Source organism: Paraburkholderia sp. SSBN10T, from assembly GCF_056619545.1.
This window is the reverse complement of the sequence record NZ_JBWQQI010000014.1, coordinates 155846-176941: the sequence shown is the minus strand read 5'-3', so window position 1 is coordinate 176941 and position 21096 is coordinate 155846. Positions and strand designations below refer to the sequence as shown.

Below are 21096 nucleotides of genomic sequence, written 5' to 3'. Positions count from 1 at the left end.
ATGACCTTGAACAAAACCCGCCTCTGGGTATTGCTGGCCGCTTTTGCGGCTGCGCCTGCGTTTGCACAGAATATCGCCGTCGTGAACGGCACGCCGATTCCGAAGGCACGCGTCGATGCGCTCGTCGACCAACTCGTCCATCAGGGCCAGCAGGACTCGCCGCAATTGCAGGCGGCCGTGCGTGAAGAACTGATCAACCGTGAAATCCTGTCGCAGGAAGCGGCCCGTCGCGGCATCCCGACGCGTCCGGACGTCAAGGCGCAAGTCGCCGTGGCCCAGCAGACCGTCGTGCTGCGCGCGCTGATCGAAGACTATCTGAAGAACAACCAGCCGAGCGACGCCGACATCAAGGCGCGCTATGACTCGCTCGTGAAGGACGCCGGCGGCAAGGAATATCACCTGCACCACATCCTCGTCGACAATGAGCAGCAGGCTCAGGACCTGATCGCCAAGATCAAGGGCGGTGCGAGCTTCGAAGACCTCGCCAAGCAGTACTCGAAGGACCCGGGATCGGGCAAGAACGGCGGCGACCTCGACTGGTCGGATCCAAAGGCCTATGTGCCGGAATTCGCCGCGGCCGCCGAGAAGCTGCAGAAAGGCCAGATGACCGACACGCCGGTGCACACGCAGTTCGGCTGGCATATCATCCGTCTTGACGACACGCGCGACATCACGCCGCCGCCGCTCGAGCAGGTTCGTCCGCAGATCGTCCAGCAGATCCAGCAGGAAAAGCTGCAGGCGTTCGAAGAAGGTCTGCGCAAGAACGCGAAGATTCAGTAAGGGTGGCTTAGGCGCTGGGGATACCTCCAGCGTCTGCTTCGCTAAAAGAGTTTCGCGTAGGTTTCCAGATCGATACAGCGATATCCGGCTTTCTCAAGACGGGTTGTCTCGCTCTTCGAGAACGCCGGCGAAAACAGTACCTTTTCGATCTCCCAGCCGGTGAGCTTGCGCCCCTCCACGGTGGACATGAATCCCGCTATGTGATTTTCAAACGCGGCCAGGGCGCCGTTGTCGTGGCTGTTCGCGCTTCGTTTGCAGGAACCGAAACGCACGCGTTTGTCGTCGCCGTTCAAGGCGACGATGTCAATTTCGATCAGCCGGTCTACTGAACGAGCGCGGTTCCAGAAACCCACCTCTATAGACGTGACCGGAAAGTCGCCCTTGCCCTTTCTTGAGCATTCGACATGCAACTGCCGGATGAGCTTCTCGAACGCAAATCCTTCGAGCGTCTCGCTGCGCGGCGTTGCCCTCTCCAGCACGCGCTCGCGAAGCTGCATTCGCGCCGCGTCACGCGCAGGCCGGACAACTGCAATCCACGCCTGCAGGAAATTATCCGCCACGTAGTATCGGGCAGTTCGGCTGCGACTGTCTGAGAACACAGGATAGCGCCGGTCAATCATCCCGTAGTCGTCAACCAGCTTCTTGAGTTGCGCGCCCAATGAACGGCTCGTGTCTGCCGGCGATTGCATGTTTGCCACCAGTTCGTTGTGACCGGTGCCCGGGTGGTCCGCCACGAAGTGCAGGATCGAGAGCAGTTGCCCTTTCATCTCGCGCAAAAACGAAGTGTCCGCTTCTTCCGAAAGTGGGCTGCCTTCGTTCAGGAACAGACGTCCAATGAGTTCGTTACGCAGATGGTCAGTGGATGCATCGAAAAGCCCTTGCCCGTAGGCGTCTCTGTAGAACTTTGGAACGCCCTCAAAGTAAGTCCATAAGAGAAGCCATTGATACGGGTCCGCCACTCCATGGTCGTTGTATACGGCGAGCAGGTCTTCGAAATCCCAGTGGTCAAGACGAAACGAATGGGTCAGTCTGCCATACAGCGGAGCCGCCTTATCGTCGAGCAGAGCGCTCATTTCGGATTGAAGCGAGCCCAGCACAAACAGGCCGCCACGCTTTGATTCCCGCAGGACATCGACTTCGGCCTGCAAAAAAGAGTTGAAGGCAGCAAGCTGTGGAGAAGTGAAATATTGAAATTCGTCCAGGACCACGATGATGCCGGCGCGGTTCATCGTGGCAATTGCGCGAGCCATTGACGCGAAGTCCCGCACATCATTTGCCAGTGCCTGAGCGACATTCGAGAGACTGTCCTGCAACGCGCGCCGGAACTGGCTGGCGACGTCGGTCTGGTCGGAGTCAGGAATCTGGACGTAGAAAAGACGCTCTGCAAGCGCTTCGTCGTTGCGCGCCAGTTCGCGCAGTAACGTTGTTTTGCCGATGCGCCGGCGGCCCTGAATCCGGCAGAAGAACCACTGAGGCTGCTCAAGCAGTCCGCACAATTCGTCCAGCGTGCTGCGTCGCCCGTAAAAGCGCCAATCTGCCATACCGCCCTCGCTAAGTTAGCGTACTAAATTTTACGCTAACTCGATACATCTCGTAAATATTTGAATTTAAAAGATAAAATTGATCCGGCCCGTGTCCGCCGGGAAGATGGCAATGCCTGCTCGGTACCATTTCGCCATATCCCGCTCAGTTGCTGGTGACTGCACAATAATTAGCGTACCCGAATGTACGCTAATTATTTAAGGTGCGTATGCATATGATTTTACAAAGAAAATCCCATCACGCCGAAGGGTAGAGATGCCCCCGCAGGTACGATATAGCCCACGAGGAGTCGAGCAGTTGCCCCCGTGCATCATCTGCTGGAAGGCTTTATGCTCGCACACCAAATGACAAAGCCGCCCTTGGGCGGCTTTGTCATCTCTTCAAACGCGCTGTTATCCCAGCCAGCGGCGCGCGTTCTGGAACACACGCAGCCACGGGCTGCCGTCGTTCGCGTCCCAGCCTTGCGGATGCCAGCTCATCTGCACCGTGCGATGCACACGCTCGGTATGAGGCATCAACACGGTAAAGCGGCCGTCAGGCGTCGTCACCGAGGTAATGCCGTCCGGCGAACCGTTCGGGTTGAACGGATACTGCTCGGTCGCCTGGCCGCGGTGATCGACAAAACGCATGGAAATCGCCACCTTCGATGCATCGCCTTGCTGCGAGAAGTCCGCAAAACCTTCGCCGTGCGCCACGGCCACCGGAATGCGCGAGCCCTCCATGCCAGTGAAGAACAACGACGGCGACTGCTGCACTTCGACCAGCGAGAAGCGCGCCTCGAACTTCTCCGACTTGTTGCGCGTGAACTTCGGCCATGCCTCGGCGCCCGGGATCATCGACGCAAGGCTGCTCATCATCTGGCAACCGTTGCAGATGCCAAGTGCGAAGGTGTCCTTGCGGGCAAAGAAGGCGGCGAACATGTCGGCCAGTTGCGCATTGAAGCGAATCGTCTTCGCCCAGCCCTCCCCGGCACCCAGCACGTCGCCGTATGAGAAGCCGCCGCACGCCACGGCGCCAGCAAAATCGGCGAGCGTGGCGCGGCCGGCCAGCAGATCGCTCATATGCACGTCGTAGGCGTCGAAACCGGCACGGTCGAAGGCATAGGCGGTTTCGAGGTGCGAGTTGACGCCCTGCTCACGCAGGATCGCCACACGCGGACGAGCGCCCTTGCCAATGAACGGCGCGGCCACGTCTTCCGCCGGATTAAAGCTCAGTTGCGGCGTGATGCCAGGATCGGCCGCATCGAGCAGCGTGTCGTACTCGGCATCGGCGCAAGCCGGGTTGTCGCGCAGACGCGAAATACGCCAGCTCACTTCGCTCCACGCACGATGCAGTTCGGTACGCGGCGCTTCGTAGATCTTCTTCGCGTCGCGATAGATTTCGATGGCATCGCGCTCGTTGAGCTTGCCGATCACATGCGAGCACGCCGACAGGCCATGCTCGCGCAATGCGGTCAGCACCGCATCGCGATCCTGCGCACGCACCTGGATCACCGCACCCAGCTCTTCGTTGAACAGCGCACGGATCGTGCGGTCTTCGCGGCGGCCGCTGGTCTGCTTCGCCCAGTCTTTGGCGTCGCCGTAATCGAATTCGTGATTCGGATCGAGCGTCAGCATATCGACGTTCAGCGACACGCCCACATGCCCCGCGAACGCCATTTCGCAAACTGTCGCCCACAGGCCGCCGTCCGAGCGGTCGTGGTAAGCGAGCAGCTTGCCGTCGCTGTTCAGCGCCTGGATGGCAGCGAAGAAGCGCTTCAGGTCTTCGGCGTCGTCGACGTCCGGCGTCGTGTCGCCCACCTGTTGCGTGACTTGCGCGAGGATACTGCCGCCCAGGCGCTGCTTGCCGCGGCCCAGGTCGATCGCGATCAGCACCGAGTCGCCGGCTTCGTCGGCGCGGCGCAGTTGCGGCGTCAGATGGCGGCGTACGTCTTCGACCGGCGCGAACGCCGAAATGATCAGCGAAACCGGCGCCACCACCTCCTTCGCCACGCCTTGGTCTTGCCACTTGGTACGCATCGACAGCGAGTCTTTGCCGACCGGGATGCTGATGCCGAGCGCCGGGCACAGTTCCATGCCGATCGCCTTGACCGTATCGAACAACGCGGCGTCTTCGCCCGGGCTGCCGCAAGCGGCCATCCAGTTCGCGGACAGCTTCAGCTTGTCGAGCGACGCGACCGGCGCCGCGGCGATGTTGGTGACCGCCTCGCCGACCGCCATGCGGCCCGATGCCGGCGGGTTGATGACGGCGAGCGGCGTGCGCTCGGCCATCGTCATCGCTTCGCCGCGGTAGCCCGCGTAGTCCATCGTGGTGATCGCCACGTCGGCGACCGGCACTTGCCAGGGGCCGACCATCTGGTCGCGCACGGTCGTGCCGCCCACCGAACGGTCGCCAATCGTAATCAGGAACGACTTGCTCGCCACCGTGGGATGACGCAGCACGCTCAGCGCCACTTCCGACAGGTTGATGCCGGTGACGTCGACCGGCAGCAGCGCGGTCTCGACATGCGTGACGTCGCGATGCATGCGCGGCGCCTTGCCGAGCAGCACTTCCATCGGCATGTCGACCGGCTGGTGCGCGTTGGCATCCTTTTGTTCGGTGTCGATCAGCTTCAACTGACGTTCGGTGGTCGCCGTGCCGATCACCGCGAACGGGCAGCGCTCGCGCTCGCAGATGGCCTGGAACTCCGCCAGATCGGCCGGGGCAATCGCCAGCACATAACGCTCTTGCGCTTCGTTCGACCAGATCTCGCGCGGCGACAGACCGCTTTCTTCAAGCTGGACCTTGCGCAGTTCGAAAATCGCCCCCTTGCTGGCGCCGTCCACCACCTCCGGGAACGCGTTCGACAGGCCGCCCGCGCCGACGTCGTGAATGCTCAGGATCGGATTCTTCTCGCCAAGCTGCCAGCAGGCGTTAATGACTTCTTGCGCACGCCGTTCGATTTCCGGGTTGCCGCGCTGGACCGAGTCGAAGTCGAGTTCAGCGGTGTTGGTGCCGGTCGCCATCGAGCTGGCGGCGCCGCCGCCCATGCCGATGCGCATGCCCGGACCGCCGATCTGGATCAGCAGCGAGCCTTCCGGCAAGTCGTGCTTGTGCGTGTGCTGATCGGAGATGTTGCCGATGCCGCCGGCGATCATGATCGGCTTGTGGTAGCCGCGCACGCGCCCCGCCACGTTCTGCTCGTAGGTGCGGAAGTAGCCGCCCAGGTTCGGCCGGCCGAATTCGTTGTTGAACGCCGCGCCGCCGAGCGGCCCGTCGATCATGATTTGCAGCGGCGAGGCGATGCGGTCCGGGCGACCGTAGATTTCCTGGGTATCGGCCGGATTGCGGTGGCCGAGCGGCTGCACGGCGTCACGGGCGTTTTCCCATGCTTCGCGTGCGTCCGGCAAGTCGAGGTTCGATACCGTGAAGCCCGTCAGGCCCGCCTTGGGGCGCGCACCGCGGCCGGTTGCGCCTTCGTCGCGGATTTCGCCGCCCGCGCCGGTCGCCGCGCCCGGGAACGGCGAGATCGCGGTCGGGTGGTTGTGCGTCTCCACCTTCATCAGCGTGTGCGTCAGCTCGACGTGGCGGCCGTAGTGCTCGGCGAGCGCGCCATCGGTCTCACCTAGCTTGCGCGGGAACCAGCGCTCGGCCGTGCCGCCCGCCATGATCGCCGAGTTGTCTGAATACGCGACGATGGTGCCTTGCGGATTGAGCTTCTCGGTGTTGCGGATCATGTTGAACAGTGAGATGTCCTGCTGCTCGCCGTCGATGGTCCATTGCGCGTTGAAAATCTTGTGGCGACAGTGCTCGCTGTTGGCCTGGGCGAACATCATCAGTTCGACGTCGGTCGGGTTGCGGCCGAGCTTCGTGAAGGCGTCCACCAGGTAGCCGATTTCGTCTTCGGCGAGCGCGAGGCCCAGCCCGGTGTTGGCGGTTTCCAGCGCGCCGCGGCCGTGGCCCAGCACGTCGACGGTTTGCAGCGGCTTGGCCGGCAGCTCGTCGAACAGGTGCATGGCGTGGTCGCGCGACGGCGCCACGCTCTCGGTCATACGGTCGTGCAAGGCGGCGATCACCGCTTCGCGGGCTTCATCGGACAAGGTTTTCTTGCCGCCCAGCAGGCCGCTCTTGAGCGTTACCGTGTATTCGACGCCGCGCTCGATGCGGCGCACCTGCGTGAGACCGCAATGGTGCGCGATGTCCGTCGCCTTGCTGGCCCACGGCGACACCGTGCCGAACCGGGGCACCACAAGAAAGGTTTCGCTCGCGCCGCGCTCCTGGGCGCCGGCGAACGGATCGCCGTAGTGCATCAGCGCCTCGATCTTCGCGCTGTCTTCAGCCGTAAGCGGCGTCTGTGCGTTGACGAAGTGCAGATACTGGCCGCGCACGCCGGTGATGTTGGCGTCGATGCGCGTGAGCGTCTCGAGCAGGCGGGTTTGACGGAAATCGGAAAGGGCCGAAGCGCCGGGGAAACACGAGAAGTGGGCCATGGACTTGACGTTGCGTCGATGAGTCGCGCGTGAAGGCGACGTGAGGCGAAAGAGAAGTCCGAGATTATACCCCGTCGAGGGCCGCCGGCGCCTGTGCCGGTGGTGTTTTACCGAGGCGCGCGGCGCCTTGCCGACAGACACCGGGATTGCTAGCAAGCTTGGCGGGCTGACCTGTTTGACTGCTATCATTCGGCCTTTCACCAGATCGGCGCAGCAACCCTTCGCATGCGCCGCATGCCACGCACACGGGGAACGCCAGCCAGGCCGCGTTCCACCGGCAAATCGAAGCAATCATGGATGTCATCGTCATTGGCGGCGGAATTGCGGGCGTCGCCACCGCTTATCAACTGCGCGCAGCAGGCCATCGTGTATGCGTGGTCGAACGCTATGCGACGGTCGCGCAAGGCGCGACCTACGGCCACGGCGGCACCGTGCTGCCGACGCCGCTCGACGTCTGGTTCGGGCCGACCTTCATGCAGAGCCGCCAGGCCGCCAAAAACGGCGTGATCCGCAAGACCGGCTTCAACGGCGCTGCGCGCCTGTTCGAGCGGCAACTGGCGGCGTGGCAGGAGCCGCAAGCCTTCAGCCGCCAGTATGGGCTGCTGCGGCCGCTGATCGAAGCCTCGCGCGACGCCATGGCCGATCTCGAAGCGCGTTTCGGGCTCGAATTCGAACAGTCGAACGGCGTGCTGTACCTCACGCGCTCGGCGCAGGAATGGCAACTGACCCAGCCGGCGCTCGAGTTGCTGCGCCACTACGAGGTCCCCCATCACGTACTGACGCCGGCCGAGTGTGCCGCGTTCGAACATTCGGTGCCGACCGACCCCGCATTCGCAGGCGGCGTGCTGTTCGATCAGGAACGCACCGCGAATTGCCCGCTTTTCACCAAGCTCGTCAAGCAGACACTCGATACCCAGGGCGGCGTGCAGTTCATGCTGAACCGCGAAGTCGAGGCGATCCGTCTCGACGGGGCGCGCGCCGCGGTCGAGCTGGCGCCGCGGCTGGGCGAAGTCACCTCGTCGCGGGAAGTCGACGTGATCAACGCCGACGCCATCGTGGTCGCGGCCGGCACCGGCAGCGTGCCGCTGCTGGAGCGGCTCGGTCTGCGGGTGCCGTTGCATCCGCTGCGCTTGCATACGCTTTCGGCACCGATCGCGCATGAAGAATGCGTCCCGCATGTGGCGATCGTCGATGCCGTGAAGCGCATCACCATCACGCGCATGAATCACCGCTTGCGGATTGCCGGCGGCGCCGTGCTGCAAGGCGCCGGCCAGGCCGACAAGCCGCTCCCCGAAGCGCTCACCAAGGACGCGCTCGCCCTGCTCGGCCAGGCCACCCACGACTGGATTCCGGGTGCGGCGAAGATTTCGGCGGCGCTGTCGTGGGATGGTTTGAAGCTGCTCTCGCCCGATGGCTTGCCGCTGGTCGGCAATGCGCTGCATCCGCGCCTGTTCGTCAACGCCGGGCATGGGCCGGCAGGCTGGGGGCTGGCTTGCGGCGCTGCCAAACTGGTGGCTGATCTGATCGGCGGTGTCTCGCCGGAGTTGCCGGCGGACACGCTGGCCGCGTTGCGGCCGGAGCGGTTTCGGCACTGAGGCGCCGGGCGCGGGCGGCGGCGTGCTGCCTGATGCGCGCCCAAGCCCTGTGTCCGCTTCATGGCGCCGCATGCCGCCCCATGCTGCTTCATGGCGCCTCGGCAGGCTCCTTCGAGCCTCTTCGTGCCTGTTCGAGCCGCCTCATGCCGAGGCTTCGGACGCTGAGCGCAGGTTACCTAGGGCGCGCCTGAGCCAGACAGCTTCACCCGCCGCGCCCATTCGCACTACCATGACAGTTCCGCGCCCGCCCGGGCCACCGCTTGATGCTGCCATGACTGAAGCCACACCCGCCAACCACACCACTGCTTCCCGACTTCCGGTTCTACTGAACCCGCACGACCGCCCGCTTCCCCTCCTGAACGTCGCGGATCTGCGCGCGCTCGAAACCGACGCCGCGGCCACCTTGCCGCCGCACACGCTAATGGCGCGTGCCGGTCATGCCGCGGCCCACTTCCTGCGCGAACAGATCGCGCTGGAGAACTCGGCCGGCCCGGCCATGCCCGTCTGGATCGCCGCCGGCCCAGGCAACAACGGTGGCGACGCGCTGGTGGTGGCGACCGAATTACAACGCGCGGGCCTCGCGGTCGAAGTCTGCCTGCCAATCGAAGTCAAGGCGGACGATGCCCGCTGGGCGCTCGGCGAGGCGCGCGCGGCCGGCGTGCCGATTTCCGCATCGGCGCCCGCTTCGTTCGAGGGTTACGGTTGGCTGGTCGACGGCATGTTCGGGATCGGACTCGCCCGGCCGCTCGAAGGCATCTTCGCCACGCTCGCGCAACAATTGTCGCAACGCGCGAGGCGCCAAGGCCGGGTGCTGGCGCTCGACGTCCCGAGCGGCCTCGACAGCGACACCGGCAACGTGGTCGGCAACGGCAGCAGCGTGCGCGCCACGCACACCGTGAGCTTCATCGGCGCGAAAGCGGGCCTCTTCATGGCGTCGGGGCGCGATCTCGCCGGTGTGGTGAGCGTCGCGCCGATCGGCGTGGACACGGCCGCCCGCACGGCGGTGCAGCTCAATGCACCGGCGCTGTTCGCCGCGTTTCTGCCGGCGCGCGATTTCTCGACCAATAAAGGCTCGTTCGGCAGCCTTGCGGTGGTTGGCGGCGACACCGGCATGTGCGGCGCACCGATTCTCGCGGCCCGCGCTGCGCTGCACACGGGCGCAGGGAAAGTTCACGTCGCGCTGCTCGGCTCCGGCGCCCCGCCCTACGATCCGCCCTATCCCGAGTTGATGCTGCATGCGCTCGACGATCTTCCGCTCGACAAGATGGATGCGCTCGCGATCGGCTGCGGCATGGGACATCGCGAGCGCGCGACCCAGGCGCTCCGAGACGCACTGCCACTCGACGTGCCCAAACTGCTCGACGCCGACGCGCTCAACCTGCTCGCAGGCGATGCGGGGCTGGCCACCCAGGTGCATGCACGCGGCGCGCAAGGCGACCCGTGCATCCTCACGCCACATCCGCTCGAAGCGGCGCGCCTGCTCGGCTGCGATGTACCGGCTGTGCAGCGCGACCGGCTAGCCGCGGCGCGCGCGCTGACGGCGCGCTTTGCGAGCGTGACCGTGCTCAAGGGGACCGGCACCGTCGTGGCGGCGCCGGACGGCCGAATGGCGGTCAACCCGACCGGCAATGCGGCGCTCGCCACGGGCGGCACGGGCGACGTGCTGGGCGGCATCATCGGCGCGCTGCTGGCACAGCGCTTGCCGCCTTACGAGGCTGCGCTGGCAGGCGTCTATCTGCACGGTCTCGCCGCCGACACGCTAACGGCGCAAGGCGACGGCCCCGCAGGCCTGACGGCGGGAGAACTGGCGCCGATGGTCCGCAAGCTGCTGAACCGGATGTTTTATCCGGCGCGCAGCTAATCGCGCGTGGGCCACACCGGCCCTTGCCGCCTGCGGCTTTTCCGGCGCGAAGGATGGGCGCCGCCCCATCCCGTTATCTGGACCCACTATCCAACTCGCTGCCCGCTTCGCGCCAACGCCGCTATACTGAATGACTGCGCTGGCCGGCCGGGAACCGTTGCGAACCCGTGAAGCCCGGCAGCGCGCCAGAGCATCCCACCGGCTGCGCTTTGCGCACTGCCTTTCTTTCGTGCCCCTTCGTTAGACGGACGATCATGACGTTGAACTCGCTCCCTGCCTGGTCCTCGCTGCAAGCCCATTACGAACAGATTCGCGATGCGCATATGCGCGACTGGTTCGCCCCCGCGAACGATCCCGCGCCGACCCGTGCCGAACGCTTCGCGTTTGCCGGCGGCGGTCTCGCGGCCGATTTCTCGAAGAACCGCATCACCGACGAAACCCTCAAGCTGCTCGTGCAACTGGCCCGTGAAGCGGGCGTCGAAAAGCGCCGCGACGCGATGTTCGCGGGCGAGGTCGTCAACCCGACCGAAGGCCGCGCCGCCCTGCACACTGCGCTGCGCGCCACCGACCCGAACGCGCCGTTCCATGCCCAGGTCGTGGCCGAGCGCGCCAGGATGGCCGCGTTTGCCGATCAGGTACGCAGCGGCGCCTGGACCGGCTACACCGGCAAGCGGATCCGCCACGTGGTGAACATCGGCATCGGCGGCTCGGATCTCGGTCCCAAGATGGTCGTGCATGCCCTGCACCACCTCGCCGCGCCCGAGATCGCCAGCCACTTCGTCTCGAACGTCGACGGCGCCGATCTGTACCGCGTCATGCAGGAGATCGACCCGGAAGAGACGCTCGCGATCATCGTTTCGAAGACCTTCACCACGCTCGAAACCATGACCAACGCGCGCTCGCTGCGCGACTGGTTCGTCGAGAAGGGCTGCCCGGAAAGCGCGCTGGCGAAGCACTTCGTTGGTGTATCGGCGAACCCGGCCGAGGTCGTCAAGTTCGGCATCGCCAAAGAAAATGTCTTCGAGATGTGGGACTGGGTGGGCGGCCGCTATTCGCTGTGGTCGGCTGTCGGCCTGTCGATCATGATTGCGATCGGACCGCAGCAGTTCGACGAGCTGCTCGCCGGCGCCAACGAAATGGATCAGCACTTCCGCACTGCGCCGCTCGAGAGCAATCTGCCGGTGCTGCTCGGCATGATCGGCATCTGGTATCGCAACTTCTTCGGCTCGCAAAGCTATCTGGTGGCGCCGTATTCCGAAGCGCTGCACTACCTGCCGTCGTATCTCCAGCAACTGGAGATGGAGAGCAACGGCAAGTCCGCACGCCTCGACGGCGCGATGGTCGACTATCCGACTTCCGCCGTGACGTGGGGCGAACCGGGCACGAACGGCCAGCACGCCTTTTTTCAAATGCTGCACCAGGGCCCGACGATCGTGCCGATCGACTTCATCGCCGTGCTCACGCCCGAGCATCCGCTCGTGAGCCATCATCCGAAGCTGCTGGCGAACTGCTTCGCGCAAAGCGAAGCGCTGATGCTAGGTCGTACGCTCGAAGAAGCGCAGAAGGTGGCCGGCCCGGACAAGCCGGAACTGGCGCCGCACCTGGTGTTCCCGGGCAACCGCCCGACCAGCACGCTGCTCGTCGAGGCGCTCACCGCGCGTTCGCTCGGCGCGCTGATCGCGCTGTATGAGCACAAGGTGCTGGTGCAAGCGTCGGTGTGGAACATCAACCCGTTCGATCAATGGGGTGTCGAGCTTGGCAAGATTCTCGGCAAGGTGGTCGAGGCCGACCTGACCTCGGCGAGCGTCGATGCCGCGAAGCACGACTCGTCGACCTCGGCCTTGATCGCGCGCGCGCGGGCGGCTTTGAAGCGTTGAACGACTATGTTCGCGGCAGGCGCCGGATCGAGCGCCGGCTGTTAGCGGCGTCAATAGCCGCGTGAAGAAACGATGCAGCGGGCCACACACGGCCCGCTTTTCTTTTGTGCGCCTTAAAGCTCAGGCAAGGCGCCCTGCTTCGATCGTCACGGTGGTATCGCAGCGGCGTGCAAGCTCGACATCGTGCGTGACGAGAATCAAGGTCGCGCCGTTGGCCCGGTTCATCTCGAACATCAGATCGATGACGGCGTGCCCGGTCGCGGCATCGAGACTGCCGGTCGGCTCATCGGCAAAGAGAATGACCGGATGCGTGACGAACGCACGCGCCAACGCGACACGCTGCTGTTCGCCTCCCGACAGCAGCTTGGGATAGTGACGTGTGCGCTGCCCGAGTCCGACCTGCTCGAGCAGACCACGCGCCCGCGCCGCCGCATCGCGCGCAGCGATGCCGCCTTGCAGCTCGAGCGGCAAGGTCACGTTCTCGAGCGCCGTCAGATGCGGCATCAACTGAAAAGACTGAAACACGAAGCCAACCGAGCCGTTGCGCAACGCCGCGCGCTCGTCCTCGCTCAACGTGGTGAGTTCCTGACCGAGCAGACGAACCGACCCCGAGGTCGCACTGTCCAAGCCTGCGAGCAGACCGAGCAGCGTCGACTTGCCGGACCCGGATGCGCCGACAATCGCTACACTGCTGCCGCGTTCGATGGAAAGATCGATATGATCCAGAATCGTCAGCTCGCCCGTTGCATCCTTAACCCTCTTGCACAACCCCCGCACTTCGATGACTGGATCAGTTTTCTTTTGCATGGTGAGGCGTAGGTTGAAAGTGCGCCTGGCTGCGCCGCGCGCCGCCGCGTTGAACACAGTGTTGGGCCTCGCCGTCATGGCCGCGGCCATCCCGCTTGCGGCCCATGCCGCCAATCCGCCCGAGGCGGTCAAACCCGTCATCGTGGTGCTCGGCGACAGCATCTCCGCCGAGTACGGACTGCCCCGCGATACCGGCTGGGTGGCGCTCATGCGCCGGCGTCTCGCTAACGAGCAAATCGATTATAGCGTTGCGAACGCAAGCATTAGCGGCGATACGACAAGCGGTGGACGCGCACGGATGCCCGAACTGATGCTGCGGCTCAAGCCCAGCATCGTGATTGTCGAACTGGGCGCCAACGACGCGCTGCGCGGCGTCCCTCTCGCGACCACCGAAGACAACTTGCGCACGATCATCGAACAGGCACAACAAGGTCGTGCGAAGGTCGTGCTGGTCGGCATGTACGTGCCGCCCAATTACGGCCCCGACTACACGCAAAAGTTCCATGGCGTGTACGAGCAGTTGTCGAAGGAATTCCACGTGCCGCTCGTGCCCTTCCTGCTCGCCGGTATCGCGGACAAACCGGAGATGTTCCAGGCCGACCAGATCCATCCGACCCAGCAGGCACAAGGCGTGCTGCTCGACAACGTGTGGCCGACACTCAAGCCCCTTCTCCACGCCAGTTCCTCACACTAACAGGCTTCTTACAACTTGTTGCGAACAACCGGGGAACCGGTATTGGGCGTGTCGACCTGACACTTTCGCCAATCGCGAAAGCCCGGTTCGTTTCGAGTGCTTTTGTAAGGAGATAACATGAAATACTTACCGCTTATCGCTTTGGCCGCGGCGATGTCTGTCTGCGCCGCCCAACCGCCGGCGGGTGTCCAGTCGGTTGGACAAAGCCAGCAACCGCCCAAGGCCGTCGCGCAATGTATCGCCCAGAAGTGGGCCAACGGCTCTCAGCAGCAAGTCGTCTCGCAAGACACCATGGCTAACGACCAGGCTCTCGACGTGTATGTACCGGGTCAGCAACCGCCCACCGGCGCTGCCGCGGTGGTACGCCCGGCGTACACCGGCACGGGCTCATGGGTCGGCTTCCGCGCCAACGGCGCAGCCGGCAGCGATGCAACCGGCGCGATCAGCGCCTGTCTTTAAGCCGCCAATCACCCGATCCGGCGGCAGGTATGCCGGATAAGAAAAACCCCGCAATTGCGGGGTTTTTCATGTTCATGACTGACGACGCCCGCCGCTCACACGGAGGCGGCGCGGGCCGCGATCAGTCGCCGCCCGATTGCGCGCCATCCAGCGAGCCATAGAACTTGACCTTCGAGCGAGCGCGCAACGCCTCGACATAGGCGCCGACTTCGGACTGCGCTTCAGTCTGGGCAACCTCCTGCTGCGCGGCGGCGAGACGCCGCGGATCGATCGGTGCACCCGGCAGCACAGCGTTCACGCGATACACGGCGTAACCTGCATCGCCCAGATCGACACCGACATAGGCCGGCAACTTTTGCGGGTCAGCCTTGTAGATTGCGCTCAGTGCGGCCACCGGCAAGCTCTGCGCATCGTTGCGCGAGACCTTCAGCGGCGCCGCAAAGCCCGTGGTCGCATTTGACTTCTGCAGCTCGGCCAGCTTGGCAATGCCGTCCTTATGCGCCATCTCGTCGGCCTGCACGGCGATGACCTTCTGACGCACAGCATCCTTGATGGCGTCGAGCGCAGGCACGGCCGTCGGCTTGTAGTCGGTGACGTGCGCGGCGATCAACGTGTTGTTGCCGACGTCGATGGCTTGCGTGTTGTTGTGTGCCTGCACTGAGTCATTCGCAAACACAGCGGCGAGGAACTTCGCGTTATTCAGCGGGCTATCCGGCGGCAGCGCTGCGTTCGGTTGCGGCGTGACGGTAGCCGTCTGGATCTGCAGCTTGTATTTGTCCGCAGCCGGCTGCAGGCTCTTGGCCTTTTCATAGACGAGCGAGGTGAAGCCATCCGAATCGTCGGTGAATGATTTGGCGGCCAATTGCGCTTTCAGGTCCTTGGCGATCGCATCCTTCACCGTGTCGAACGGCTGCGTGACCGACGGCTTCACATCCGTTGCCTTCAGGATCAGCAAACCCACATCCGTCGAAACGACATCGCTGATTTCATCCTTCTTCAGCTTGAAGGCCGCGTCGTCGAATGCCTGACCACCAGCCATCATGCCGCGGCCGAAGTAACCCAGATCGCCACCCTTTGAGGCCGAAGCCGGATCCTGCGAACTCTGCCCGGCAATCTTCGCGAAGTCGTCCGGATGCGCCTTGACCTGCGCCAGCAACGCGTCCGCCTTCTGCTTCGCCTTGGCCTTGTCGTCCGCGCTCGCATTCGGCGCCACGGAGATCAGGATCAGGCTCGCACGCATTTGCGCAGCAGTCTGGTAATGCGCGATGTTGTCGTCGTAGAACTTCTTGAGATCGTCGTCCGTGGGTTGCATGCCCGCAGCGAGCGCCGCCGGCGAGATCACCAGATACTGAATGGTGGCCGTGGCGGGCGTCGCGAAGTCATTGCGATGCGCATCGTAGTACGCCTGCAATTGAGCGTCCGTAGGTTGCACCTTCGCCACGTAGTCGTGCGGATTGAATGCGAGCCCCTGCACCTCACGTTGCTGTTCAGCGAGCCCAGTCAGCGTTTGCGCGAGCGTCTTCGACGTGAAGGCGCTGCCCTCGATGCTGCTCGGCAACTGCTGGGTGGCCAGCGTGTAACGCACGCGCTCGTCGTATTGATCGGGCGTCATGCCTTGCATGGCGAGCAGTTCCTTGTAGCGGTTCACATCTATCGAACCGTCAGGATTCTTGAGCGATGAGATAACCGGATCGCTCAGCAAGGTACGGCGCACCGCGTCGTCGGAGGCAGTCAAATGCAGACGCTGCGTTTCGTCAGCCAGCACGCGCTGCTCGATCAAACCGTCGAGCATCTGCTTGCGCCGCTCCGGCGTATCGAACATCTTCGAGTCGAACTGTCCGCCGAGCATCTGCCGCGCACGGTCCAGTTGTTGACGCATCGCGTCGTCGTACTCGGCACGGGTGATCTTGTGCCCGTTCACGCTGGCGACGTTTGCACTTTCGTCAAAGAAGCCGCGGAAGCCTTGAATACCCACAAAACCCAGCCCCGGCACGATGACGAGGATGAGCATGAACATCATCAGGCGTTTGTGATTGCGGAAGAAATCGAGCATGCGTTAAGGATGCCAAAAACGGGACGCCCGATATTACAACAGCGGGCAATAAAAAAGGCGAACCGGAGTTCGCCTTTCAAGGATACTGGCGGAGTGGACGGGACTCGAACCCGCGACCCCCGGCGTGACAGGCCGGTATTCTAACCGACTGAACTACCACTCCTTATACTACTGTGTACTGCGTGCCGAACCGGGAACTGGTGGGTGCTGAGAGGCTCGAACTCCCGACCTACGCCTTGTAAGGGCGCCGCTCTACCAACTGAGCTAAGCACCCGCTCCGCGATTCTGCCAACTACCTTTCTGCTACTTTGAGTCGCACCGCGTTCTTAGATTGCCTCTGGGTTTTCAACCGGCTTTTCAACCCGCCTCAACCCTTCTTGCCAACCTTTCCAATCGCGCCACCCTCATGCAGCAAGTCGACTAGTTTAGCGCATCTTTTAGCGCTTTGCCAGGCCTAAATTTAGGCACCTTGGCTGCCTTGATCTTGATCGCCGCTCCCGTGCGCGGATTGCGTCCCGTGCGTGCCGTGCGCTTGCCGACTGCGAACGTCCCGAAACCGACCAGCGTCACCGAACCACCCTTCTTCAACGTGCCTTTGACTCCACCGATCACAGCATCCAGCGCACGCCCTGCTGCCGCCTTCGAAATGTCGGCTTGTTGTGCGATGTGATCGATCAATTCCGTTTTATTCATTCCAACCCCCGAGAATGTTATTGGGCAATCGTGACGGCGCGCCAATGCGCCGGGTATCAACGCAGCACGGCGAGGATGCCGAGCCAGCCCATTAGAATTGGCCGAAACCCTTGTGTCAAGCGGGGTTGCGCCGGATTTGCAGGGAGCGGCAACGCGCTTTGATAACGAAATCTTGCACTCAAGAAGTGCACAAGCGTTTCGCCTGGCTTGGTGCAAAGGCCGCAGTCCAACTAATGGGATAACGCCTACTAGTACGGGTTGGCACGCCGCGCGCAGATAACAAAAAACCCGCGGAGCATGCCGCGGGTTTTTTGTTGATACGCAGACAACACTGCGAACTGGCTTAGTGCTTCACCACTTCCGTTGCGGCTTCTTTGCCCGGCTCTGCCGCAACTGGCGTGGCAGGCTTCGGCTCTTCTTCCGGCAACGCTTGCGGCACGCGTTCGAGCGCGAGTTCCAGAACCTTGTCGATCCAGCGGACCGGCACGATTTCAATCGCGTTCTTCACGTTATCCGGAATCTCCGTCAGATCCTTGACGTTTTCTTCCGGGATCAGCACCAGCTTGATGCCGCCGCGATGCGCTGCGAGCAGCTTTTCCTTCAGGCCGCCGATCGGCAACACTTCACCACGCAGCGTGATTTCGCCCGTCATCGCCACGTCGGCACGAACCGGAATACCGGTCAGCACCGACACCAGCGCGGTCGTCATCGCAATGCCAGCCGAGGGACCGTCCTTCGGCGTCGCACCTTCCGGCACGTGGATGTGAATGTCCTGCTTCTCAAACGCTTCGTCCTTGACACCGAGACGGCGCGAACGCGAACGTACCACCGAGCGCGCGGCTTCGACGGATTCCTTCATCACGTCGCCGAGCGAACCCGTACGGATCACATTGCCCTTGCCCGGCATCACCGCGGCCTCGATGGTCAGCAGATCGCCGCCCACTTCGGTCCACGCGAGACCCGTGACCTGGCCAACCTGATTTTCCTTGGCGGCCAGACCGAAGTCGTACTTGCGCACGCCGAGGAAAGTGTCGAGGTTGCCGCCGTCGACCTTCACCGCGCCTTCCGCCTTCTTCAGCAGAAGCATCTTCACGACCTTGCGGCAGATCTTCGAAATTTCACGCTCGAGCGAACGAACGCCCGCTTCACGCGTGTAGTAACGAATGATGTCGCGGATTGCCGTTTCCGTGACATCGACCTCGCCTTCCTTCAGGCCGTTGTTCTTCTTCTGCTTCGGCAACAGATAACGCTGCGCAATGCTGACCTTCTCGTCTTCCGTGTAACCCGACAGACGGATCACTTCCATCCGGTCGAGCAACGGCGGCGGGATGTTCAGCGAGTTCGACGTCGCCACGAACATCACGTCCGAGAGATCGAAGTCGACTTCGACGTAGTGGTCGGCGAACGTATGGTTCTGTTCGGGATCGAGGACTTCCAGCAGCGCCGACGACGGATCGCCGCGGAAATCCTGGCCCATCTTGTCGACTTCGTCGAGCAGGAAGAGCGGATTGCGCACACCGACCTTGGTCAGGCTTTGCAGGATCTTGCCGGGCATCGAACCGATGTACGTGCGGCGGTGGCCGCGAATTTCAGCCTCGTCGCGCACGCCACCGAGCGCCATGCGCACGAACTTGCGATTCGTTGCGCGCGCAATCGATTGACCCAGCGACGTCTTACCGACACCCGGAGGCCCAACGAGGCACAGGATCGGCGCTTTCACCTTGTCCACGCGTTGCTGGACCGCAAGATATTCGAGAATGCGTTCTTTGACTTTCTCGAGACCGAAGTGGTCTTCGTCGAGCACGCGTTCCGCATTCGAGAGGTCGTTGTTGACCTTGCTCTTCTTGCGCCACGGCAAGCCGATCAGCGTGTCGATGTAGTTGCGCACCACCGTGGCTTCAGCCGACATCGGCGACATCAGCTTGAGCTTCTTCAGCTCAGCGTCAGCCTTCTTCTTGGCTTCCTTCGGCATGCGCGCGGCGGTGATGCGTTTCTCGAGTTCTTCGAGATCCGCCCCTTCTTCGCCTTCGCCCAGTTCCTTCTGGATCGCCTTGACCTGCTCGTTCAGGTAGTACTCGCGCTGGCTCTTCTCCATCTGGCGCTTCACACGCCCGCGGATACGCTTCTCTACCTGCAGGATGTCGATCTCGGCTTCGAGCTGCGCGAGCAGATGCTCGAGGCGCTCGATGACCGGGAACATCTCGAGGATGTGTTGCTTCTGGTCGAGCTTGAGCGGCAGATGCGCCGCAATTGTGTCAGCCAGACGACCGGCTTCGTCAATGCCCGACAGCGAAGTCAGAATCTCCGGCGGGATCTTCTTGTTCAACTTCACATATTGGTCGAACTGCGACACGATCGCGCGGCGCAACGCTTCAGTTTCGGCGCTGTCGGCGTGGTCGGGTTCGAGCGGCATGACTTCGCACGAAAACTGGGTTTCCTGCTCTTCGATCGAGAGCGTCTTCGCGCGCTGCAAGCCTTCGACGAGCACCTTCACGGTACCGTCCGGCAGCTTCAGCATTTGCAGGATGTTGGCGATACACCCTACTTCGTACATGTCCTTTTCGGTCGGCTCATCTTTCGCAGCCGTCTTTTGGGCGACGAGCATGATGTGCTTGCCGCCTTCCATTGCTGCTTCGAGAGCCTTGATCGACTTCGGGCGGCCTACGAAGAGCGGAATCACCATGTGCGGGAAAACGACTACATCACGCAGCGGGAGCAGCGGGAGCGTAGTGCGTTCCGGCGGGAGGAGTTGGGTTCCTGACATTTCATTTCCCCATGAGTGGTATCAGTTCGTTCGATAGGTGAGGCCTGCTAAAACGATTACAAGGCCTCCGCGTGTGGGAAAAGTTCAGTGACTCCAAAGGAAACACAACCATCCTAACCCAAGATAAACAAAAAAGCCGTTCACGTTGCCATGAACGGCTTTTTTTGCAGAACTCGTAAAGCCGATCAATTCGAACCCGCGACCTTCGGCGCGTCTTCGTAGATCAGTAGCGGTTTGCCGTCGCCGTCGATGACGTTGTCGTCGATGATGACCTTGCTAACGCCTTTCATTGCCGGCAATTCATACATCACGTCCAGCAATGCCTGCTCCAGGATCGAGCGCAGGCCACGCGCGCCAGTCTTGCGGCGGATCGCCTTGCGCGCGACGGCCTGCAAGGCGCCCGGACGGATTTCGAGTTCGACGCGTTCCATGTTGAACAGCTTGTGGTACTGCTTCACAAGCGCGTTCTTCGGCTCGACCAGAATCTTCATCAGCGCCGCTTCGTCGAGCTTGCCGAGCGTGGCGACAACCGGCAGACGGCCGATCAGCTCAGGAATCAGCCCGAACTTGATCAGATCTTCCGGCTCCACTTCGCGCAGCACTTCGCCCGCATCGCGGTCCTGCTTGCTCTTGACGCTGGCCCCAAAACCGATGCCGGTCTTTTCCGTACGATCGACGATGACCTTTTCGAGACCGTCGAACGCGCCGCCGCAAATAAACAGGATGTTGGTGGTGTCGACCTGGATAAAGTCCTGGTTCGGATGCTTACGACCACCTTGCGGCGGCACCGACGCCATCGTGCCTTCGACCAGCTTGAGCAGCGCTTGCTGGACGCCCTCGCCCGACACATCGCGGGTGATGGAGGGGTTGTCCGACTTGCGGCTGATCTTGTCGATTTCGTCGATATAGACAATGCCGCGCTGAGCCTTGTCGACTTCGTAGTTGCAGTTTTGCAGGAGCTTCTGAATGATGTTCTCGACGTCTTCACCGACATAGCCGGCTTCCGTCAGCGTCGTTGCATCCGCAATCACAAACGGGACGTTCAGAAGACGCGCGAGCGTCTGAGCGAGCAAGGTCTTGCCGGAACCGGTCGGACCGATCAGCAGGATGTTGCTCTTCGACAGCTCGATTTCATCCTTCTTGTCGAGGTGCTTGAGGCGCTTGTAGTGGTTGTAAACGGCCACTGCAAGAATCTTCTTCGCGCGTTCCTGCCCGATGACATACTGATCGAGAATTTCGCGGATTTCCTGCGGACTCGGCAGATCGGACTTGGACAAGCCCGCCTCGATACCCGCGCCTGCAGCCTCATCACGGATGATTTCGTTGCACAGGTCGATACATTCATCGCAGATGAATACCGACGGGCCTGCAATCAGCTTTTTGACTTCATGCTGGCTCTTGCCGCAGAACGAGCAATACAACAGCTTTTCGCTGTTAGAACCTTTTTTGTCCGCCATAGATGTGTGAGCCTCCGGACACTCGATTACATGATACGCCGTTTG

General features: G+C 62.6%; 13 protein-coding genes and 2 tRNA genes. 6 read left to right on the top strand and 9 right to left on the bottom strand.

Translation table 11 applies throughout. From position 1 onward, the window contains the following. Nucleotides 1–780 (top strand): peptidylprolyl isomerase, encoded by a 780-nt coding sequence (locus tag AC1ECK_RS21860; RefSeq protein WP_480322611.1) that lies wholly within the window; start codon nucleotides 1–3, stop codon nucleotides 778–780. Between the two features lie 41 nt (nucleotides 781–821). On the opposite strand, the gene AC1ECK_RS21855 is transcribed toward AC1ECK_RS21860, so the two are convergent. Together AC1ECK_RS21855 and purL are read right to left on the bottom strand one after the other, a co-directional pair. Then, nucleotides 822–2321 (bottom strand): ATP-binding protein, encoded by a 1500-nt coding sequence (locus AC1ECK_RS21855; protein WP_480322609.1) that lies wholly within the window; start codon nucleotides 2319–2321, stop codon nucleotides 822–824. Nucleotides 2322–2714: 393 nt separating this feature from the next. Then, a complete protein-coding gene (gene purL / locus AC1ECK_RS21850; RefSeq protein ID WP_480322607.1) occupies nucleotides 2715–6791 on the bottom strand; it encodes a phosphoribosylformylglycinamidine synthase in 4077 nt (1358 codons plus the stop codon). A gap of 293 nt (nucleotides 6792–7084) precedes the next feature. Here purL and AC1ECK_RS21845 point away from each other — a divergent pair, with 293 nt between their 5' ends. From AC1ECK_RS21845 to pgi, 3 genes are all read left to right on the top strand, one after another. Beyond that, nucleotides 7085–8386, top strand: coding sequence for an FAD-dependent oxidoreductase (locus AC1ECK_RS21845; protein WP_480322605.1), 1302 nt, complete (start codon nucleotides 7085–7087; stop codon nucleotides 8384–8386). Nucleotides 8387–8657: 271 nt separating this feature from the next. Then, the gene (locus AC1ECK_RS21840) at nucleotides 8658–10247 is read left to right on the top strand and encodes an NAD(P)H-hydrate dehydratase (RefSeq protein WP_480322603.1); all 1590 of its coding nucleotides are present in this window, start codon (nucleotides 8658–8660) and stop codon (nucleotides 10245–10247) included. A 254-nt stretch (nucleotides 10248–10501) separates the two neighbouring features. Then, the gene (gene pgi / locus AC1ECK_RS21835) at nucleotides 10502–12124 is read left to right on the top strand and encodes a glucose-6-phosphate isomerase (RefSeq protein ID WP_480322601.1); all 1623 of its coding nucleotides are present in this window, start codon (nucleotides 10502–10504) and stop codon (nucleotides 12122–12124) included. Nucleotides 12125–12244: 120 nt separating this feature from the next. Here the strand turns inward: pgi and AC1ECK_RS21830 are convergent, their stop codons facing one another. Further along, nucleotides 12245–12931, bottom strand: a complete 687-nt coding sequence (locus AC1ECK_RS21830) for an ABC transporter ATP-binding protein (protein WP_480322599.1) — start codon at nucleotides 12929–12931, stop codon at nucleotides 12245–12247. Between AC1ECK_RS21830 and AC1ECK_RS21825 the strand changes: the two genes are divergently transcribed. Further along, a complete protein-coding gene (locus tag AC1ECK_RS21825) occupies nucleotides 12930–13625 on the top strand; it encodes an arylesterase (protein ID WP_480322597.1) in 696 nt (231 codons plus the stop codon). The genes AC1ECK_RS21830 and AC1ECK_RS21825 overlap by 2 nt on opposite strands. Nucleotides 13626–13742: 117 nt before the next feature. Then, complete coding sequence (locus AC1ECK_RS21820; RefSeq protein ID WP_480322595.1) at nucleotides 13743–14084, top strand: hypothetical protein; 342 nt, start codon at nucleotides 13743–13745, stop codon at nucleotides 14082–14084. 121 nt (nucleotides 14085–14205) lie between these two features. Here the strand turns inward: AC1ECK_RS21820 and AC1ECK_RS21815 are convergent, their stop codons facing one another. From AC1ECK_RS21815 to clpX, 6 genes are all read right to left on the bottom strand, one after another. Next, entirely contained in the window at nucleotides 14206–16137 is a 1932-nt protein-coding gene (locus tag AC1ECK_RS21815; RefSeq protein WP_480322593.1) for a SurA N-terminal domain-containing protein, read from the bottom strand. Between the two features lie 86 nt (nucleotides 16138–16223). After that, nucleotides 16224–16300, bottom strand: a tRNA-Asp gene (locus AC1ECK_RS21810). Between the two features lie 35 nt (nucleotides 16301–16335). Next, nucleotides 16336–16411, bottom strand: a tRNA-Val gene (locus AC1ECK_RS21805). Nucleotides 16412–16557: 146 nt separating this feature from the next. Continuing rightward, nucleotides 16558–16830, bottom strand: coding sequence for an HU family DNA-binding protein (locus tag AC1ECK_RS21800; protein ID WP_007585907.1), 273 nt, complete (start codon nucleotides 16828–16830; stop codon nucleotides 16558–16560). A 343-nt stretch (nucleotides 16831–17173) separates the two neighbouring features. After that, entirely contained in the window at nucleotides 17174–19594 is a 2421-nt protein-coding gene (gene lon / locus AC1ECK_RS21795; protein ID WP_480322591.1) for an endopeptidase La, read from the bottom strand. A gap of 185 nt (nucleotides 19595–19779) precedes the next feature. Further along, nucleotides 19780–21051, bottom strand: coding sequence for an ATP-dependent Clp protease ATP-binding subunit ClpX (clpX, locus tag AC1ECK_RS21790; RefSeq protein WP_074298724.1), 1272 nt, complete (start codon nucleotides 21049–21051; stop codon nucleotides 19780–19782). Nucleotides 21052–21096: the final 45 nt, after the last annotated feature.

Excerpts from the sequence above, each read along its gene's own strand:
- AC1ECK_RS21840 (WP_480322603.1), top strand. The coding sequence starts at position 8,658 with ATGACTGAAGCCACACCCGCCAACCACACCACTGCTTCCCGACTTCCG.
- purL (WP_480322607.1), bottom strand. The coding sequence starts at position 6,791 with ATGGCCCACTTCTCGTGTTTCCCCGGCGCTTCGGCCCTTTCCGATTTC.
- AC1ECK_RS21830 (WP_480322599.1), bottom strand. The coding sequence starts at position 12,931 with ATGCAAAAGAAAACTGATCCAGTCATCGAAGTGCGGGGGTTGTGCAAG.
- AC1ECK_RS21825 (WP_480322597.1), top strand. The coding sequence starts at position 12,930 with ATGGTGAGGCGTAGGTTGAAAGTGCGCCTGGCTGCGCCGCGCGCCGCC.
- clpX (WP_074298724.1), bottom strand. The coding sequence starts at position 21,051 with ATGGCGGACAAAAAAGGTTCTAACAGCGAAAAGCTGTTGTATTGCTCG.
- AC1ECK_RS21845 (WP_480322605.1), top strand. The coding sequence starts at position 7,085 with ATGGATGTCATCGTCATTGGCGGCGGAATTGCGGGCGTCGCCACCGCT.
- AC1ECK_RS21860 (WP_480322611.1), top strand. The coding sequence starts at position 1 with ATGACCTTGAACAAAACCCGCCTCTGGGTATTGCTGGCCGCTTTTGCG.
- AC1ECK_RS21855 (WP_480322609.1), bottom strand. The coding sequence starts at position 2,321 with ATGGCAGATTGGCGCTTTTACGGGCGACGCAGCACGCTGGACGAATTG.
- AC1ECK_RS21800 (WP_007585907.1), bottom strand. The coding sequence starts at position 16,830 with ATGAATAAAACGGAATTGATCGATCACATCGCACAACAAGCCGACATT.
- lon (WP_480322591.1), bottom strand. The coding sequence starts at position 19,594 with ATGTCAGGAACCCAACTCCTCCCGCCGGAACGCACTACGCTCCCGCTG.
- AC1ECK_RS21820 (WP_480322595.1), top strand. The coding sequence starts at position 13,743 with ATGAAATACTTACCGCTTATCGCTTTGGCCGCGGCGATGTCTGTCTGC.
- pgi (WP_480322601.1), top strand. The coding sequence starts at position 10,502 with ATGACGTTGAACTCGCTCCCTGCCTGGTCCTCGCTGCAAGCCCATTAC.
- AC1ECK_RS21815 (WP_480322593.1), bottom strand. The coding sequence starts at position 16,137 with ATGCTCGATTTCTTCCGCAATCACAAACGCCTGATGATGTTCATGCTC.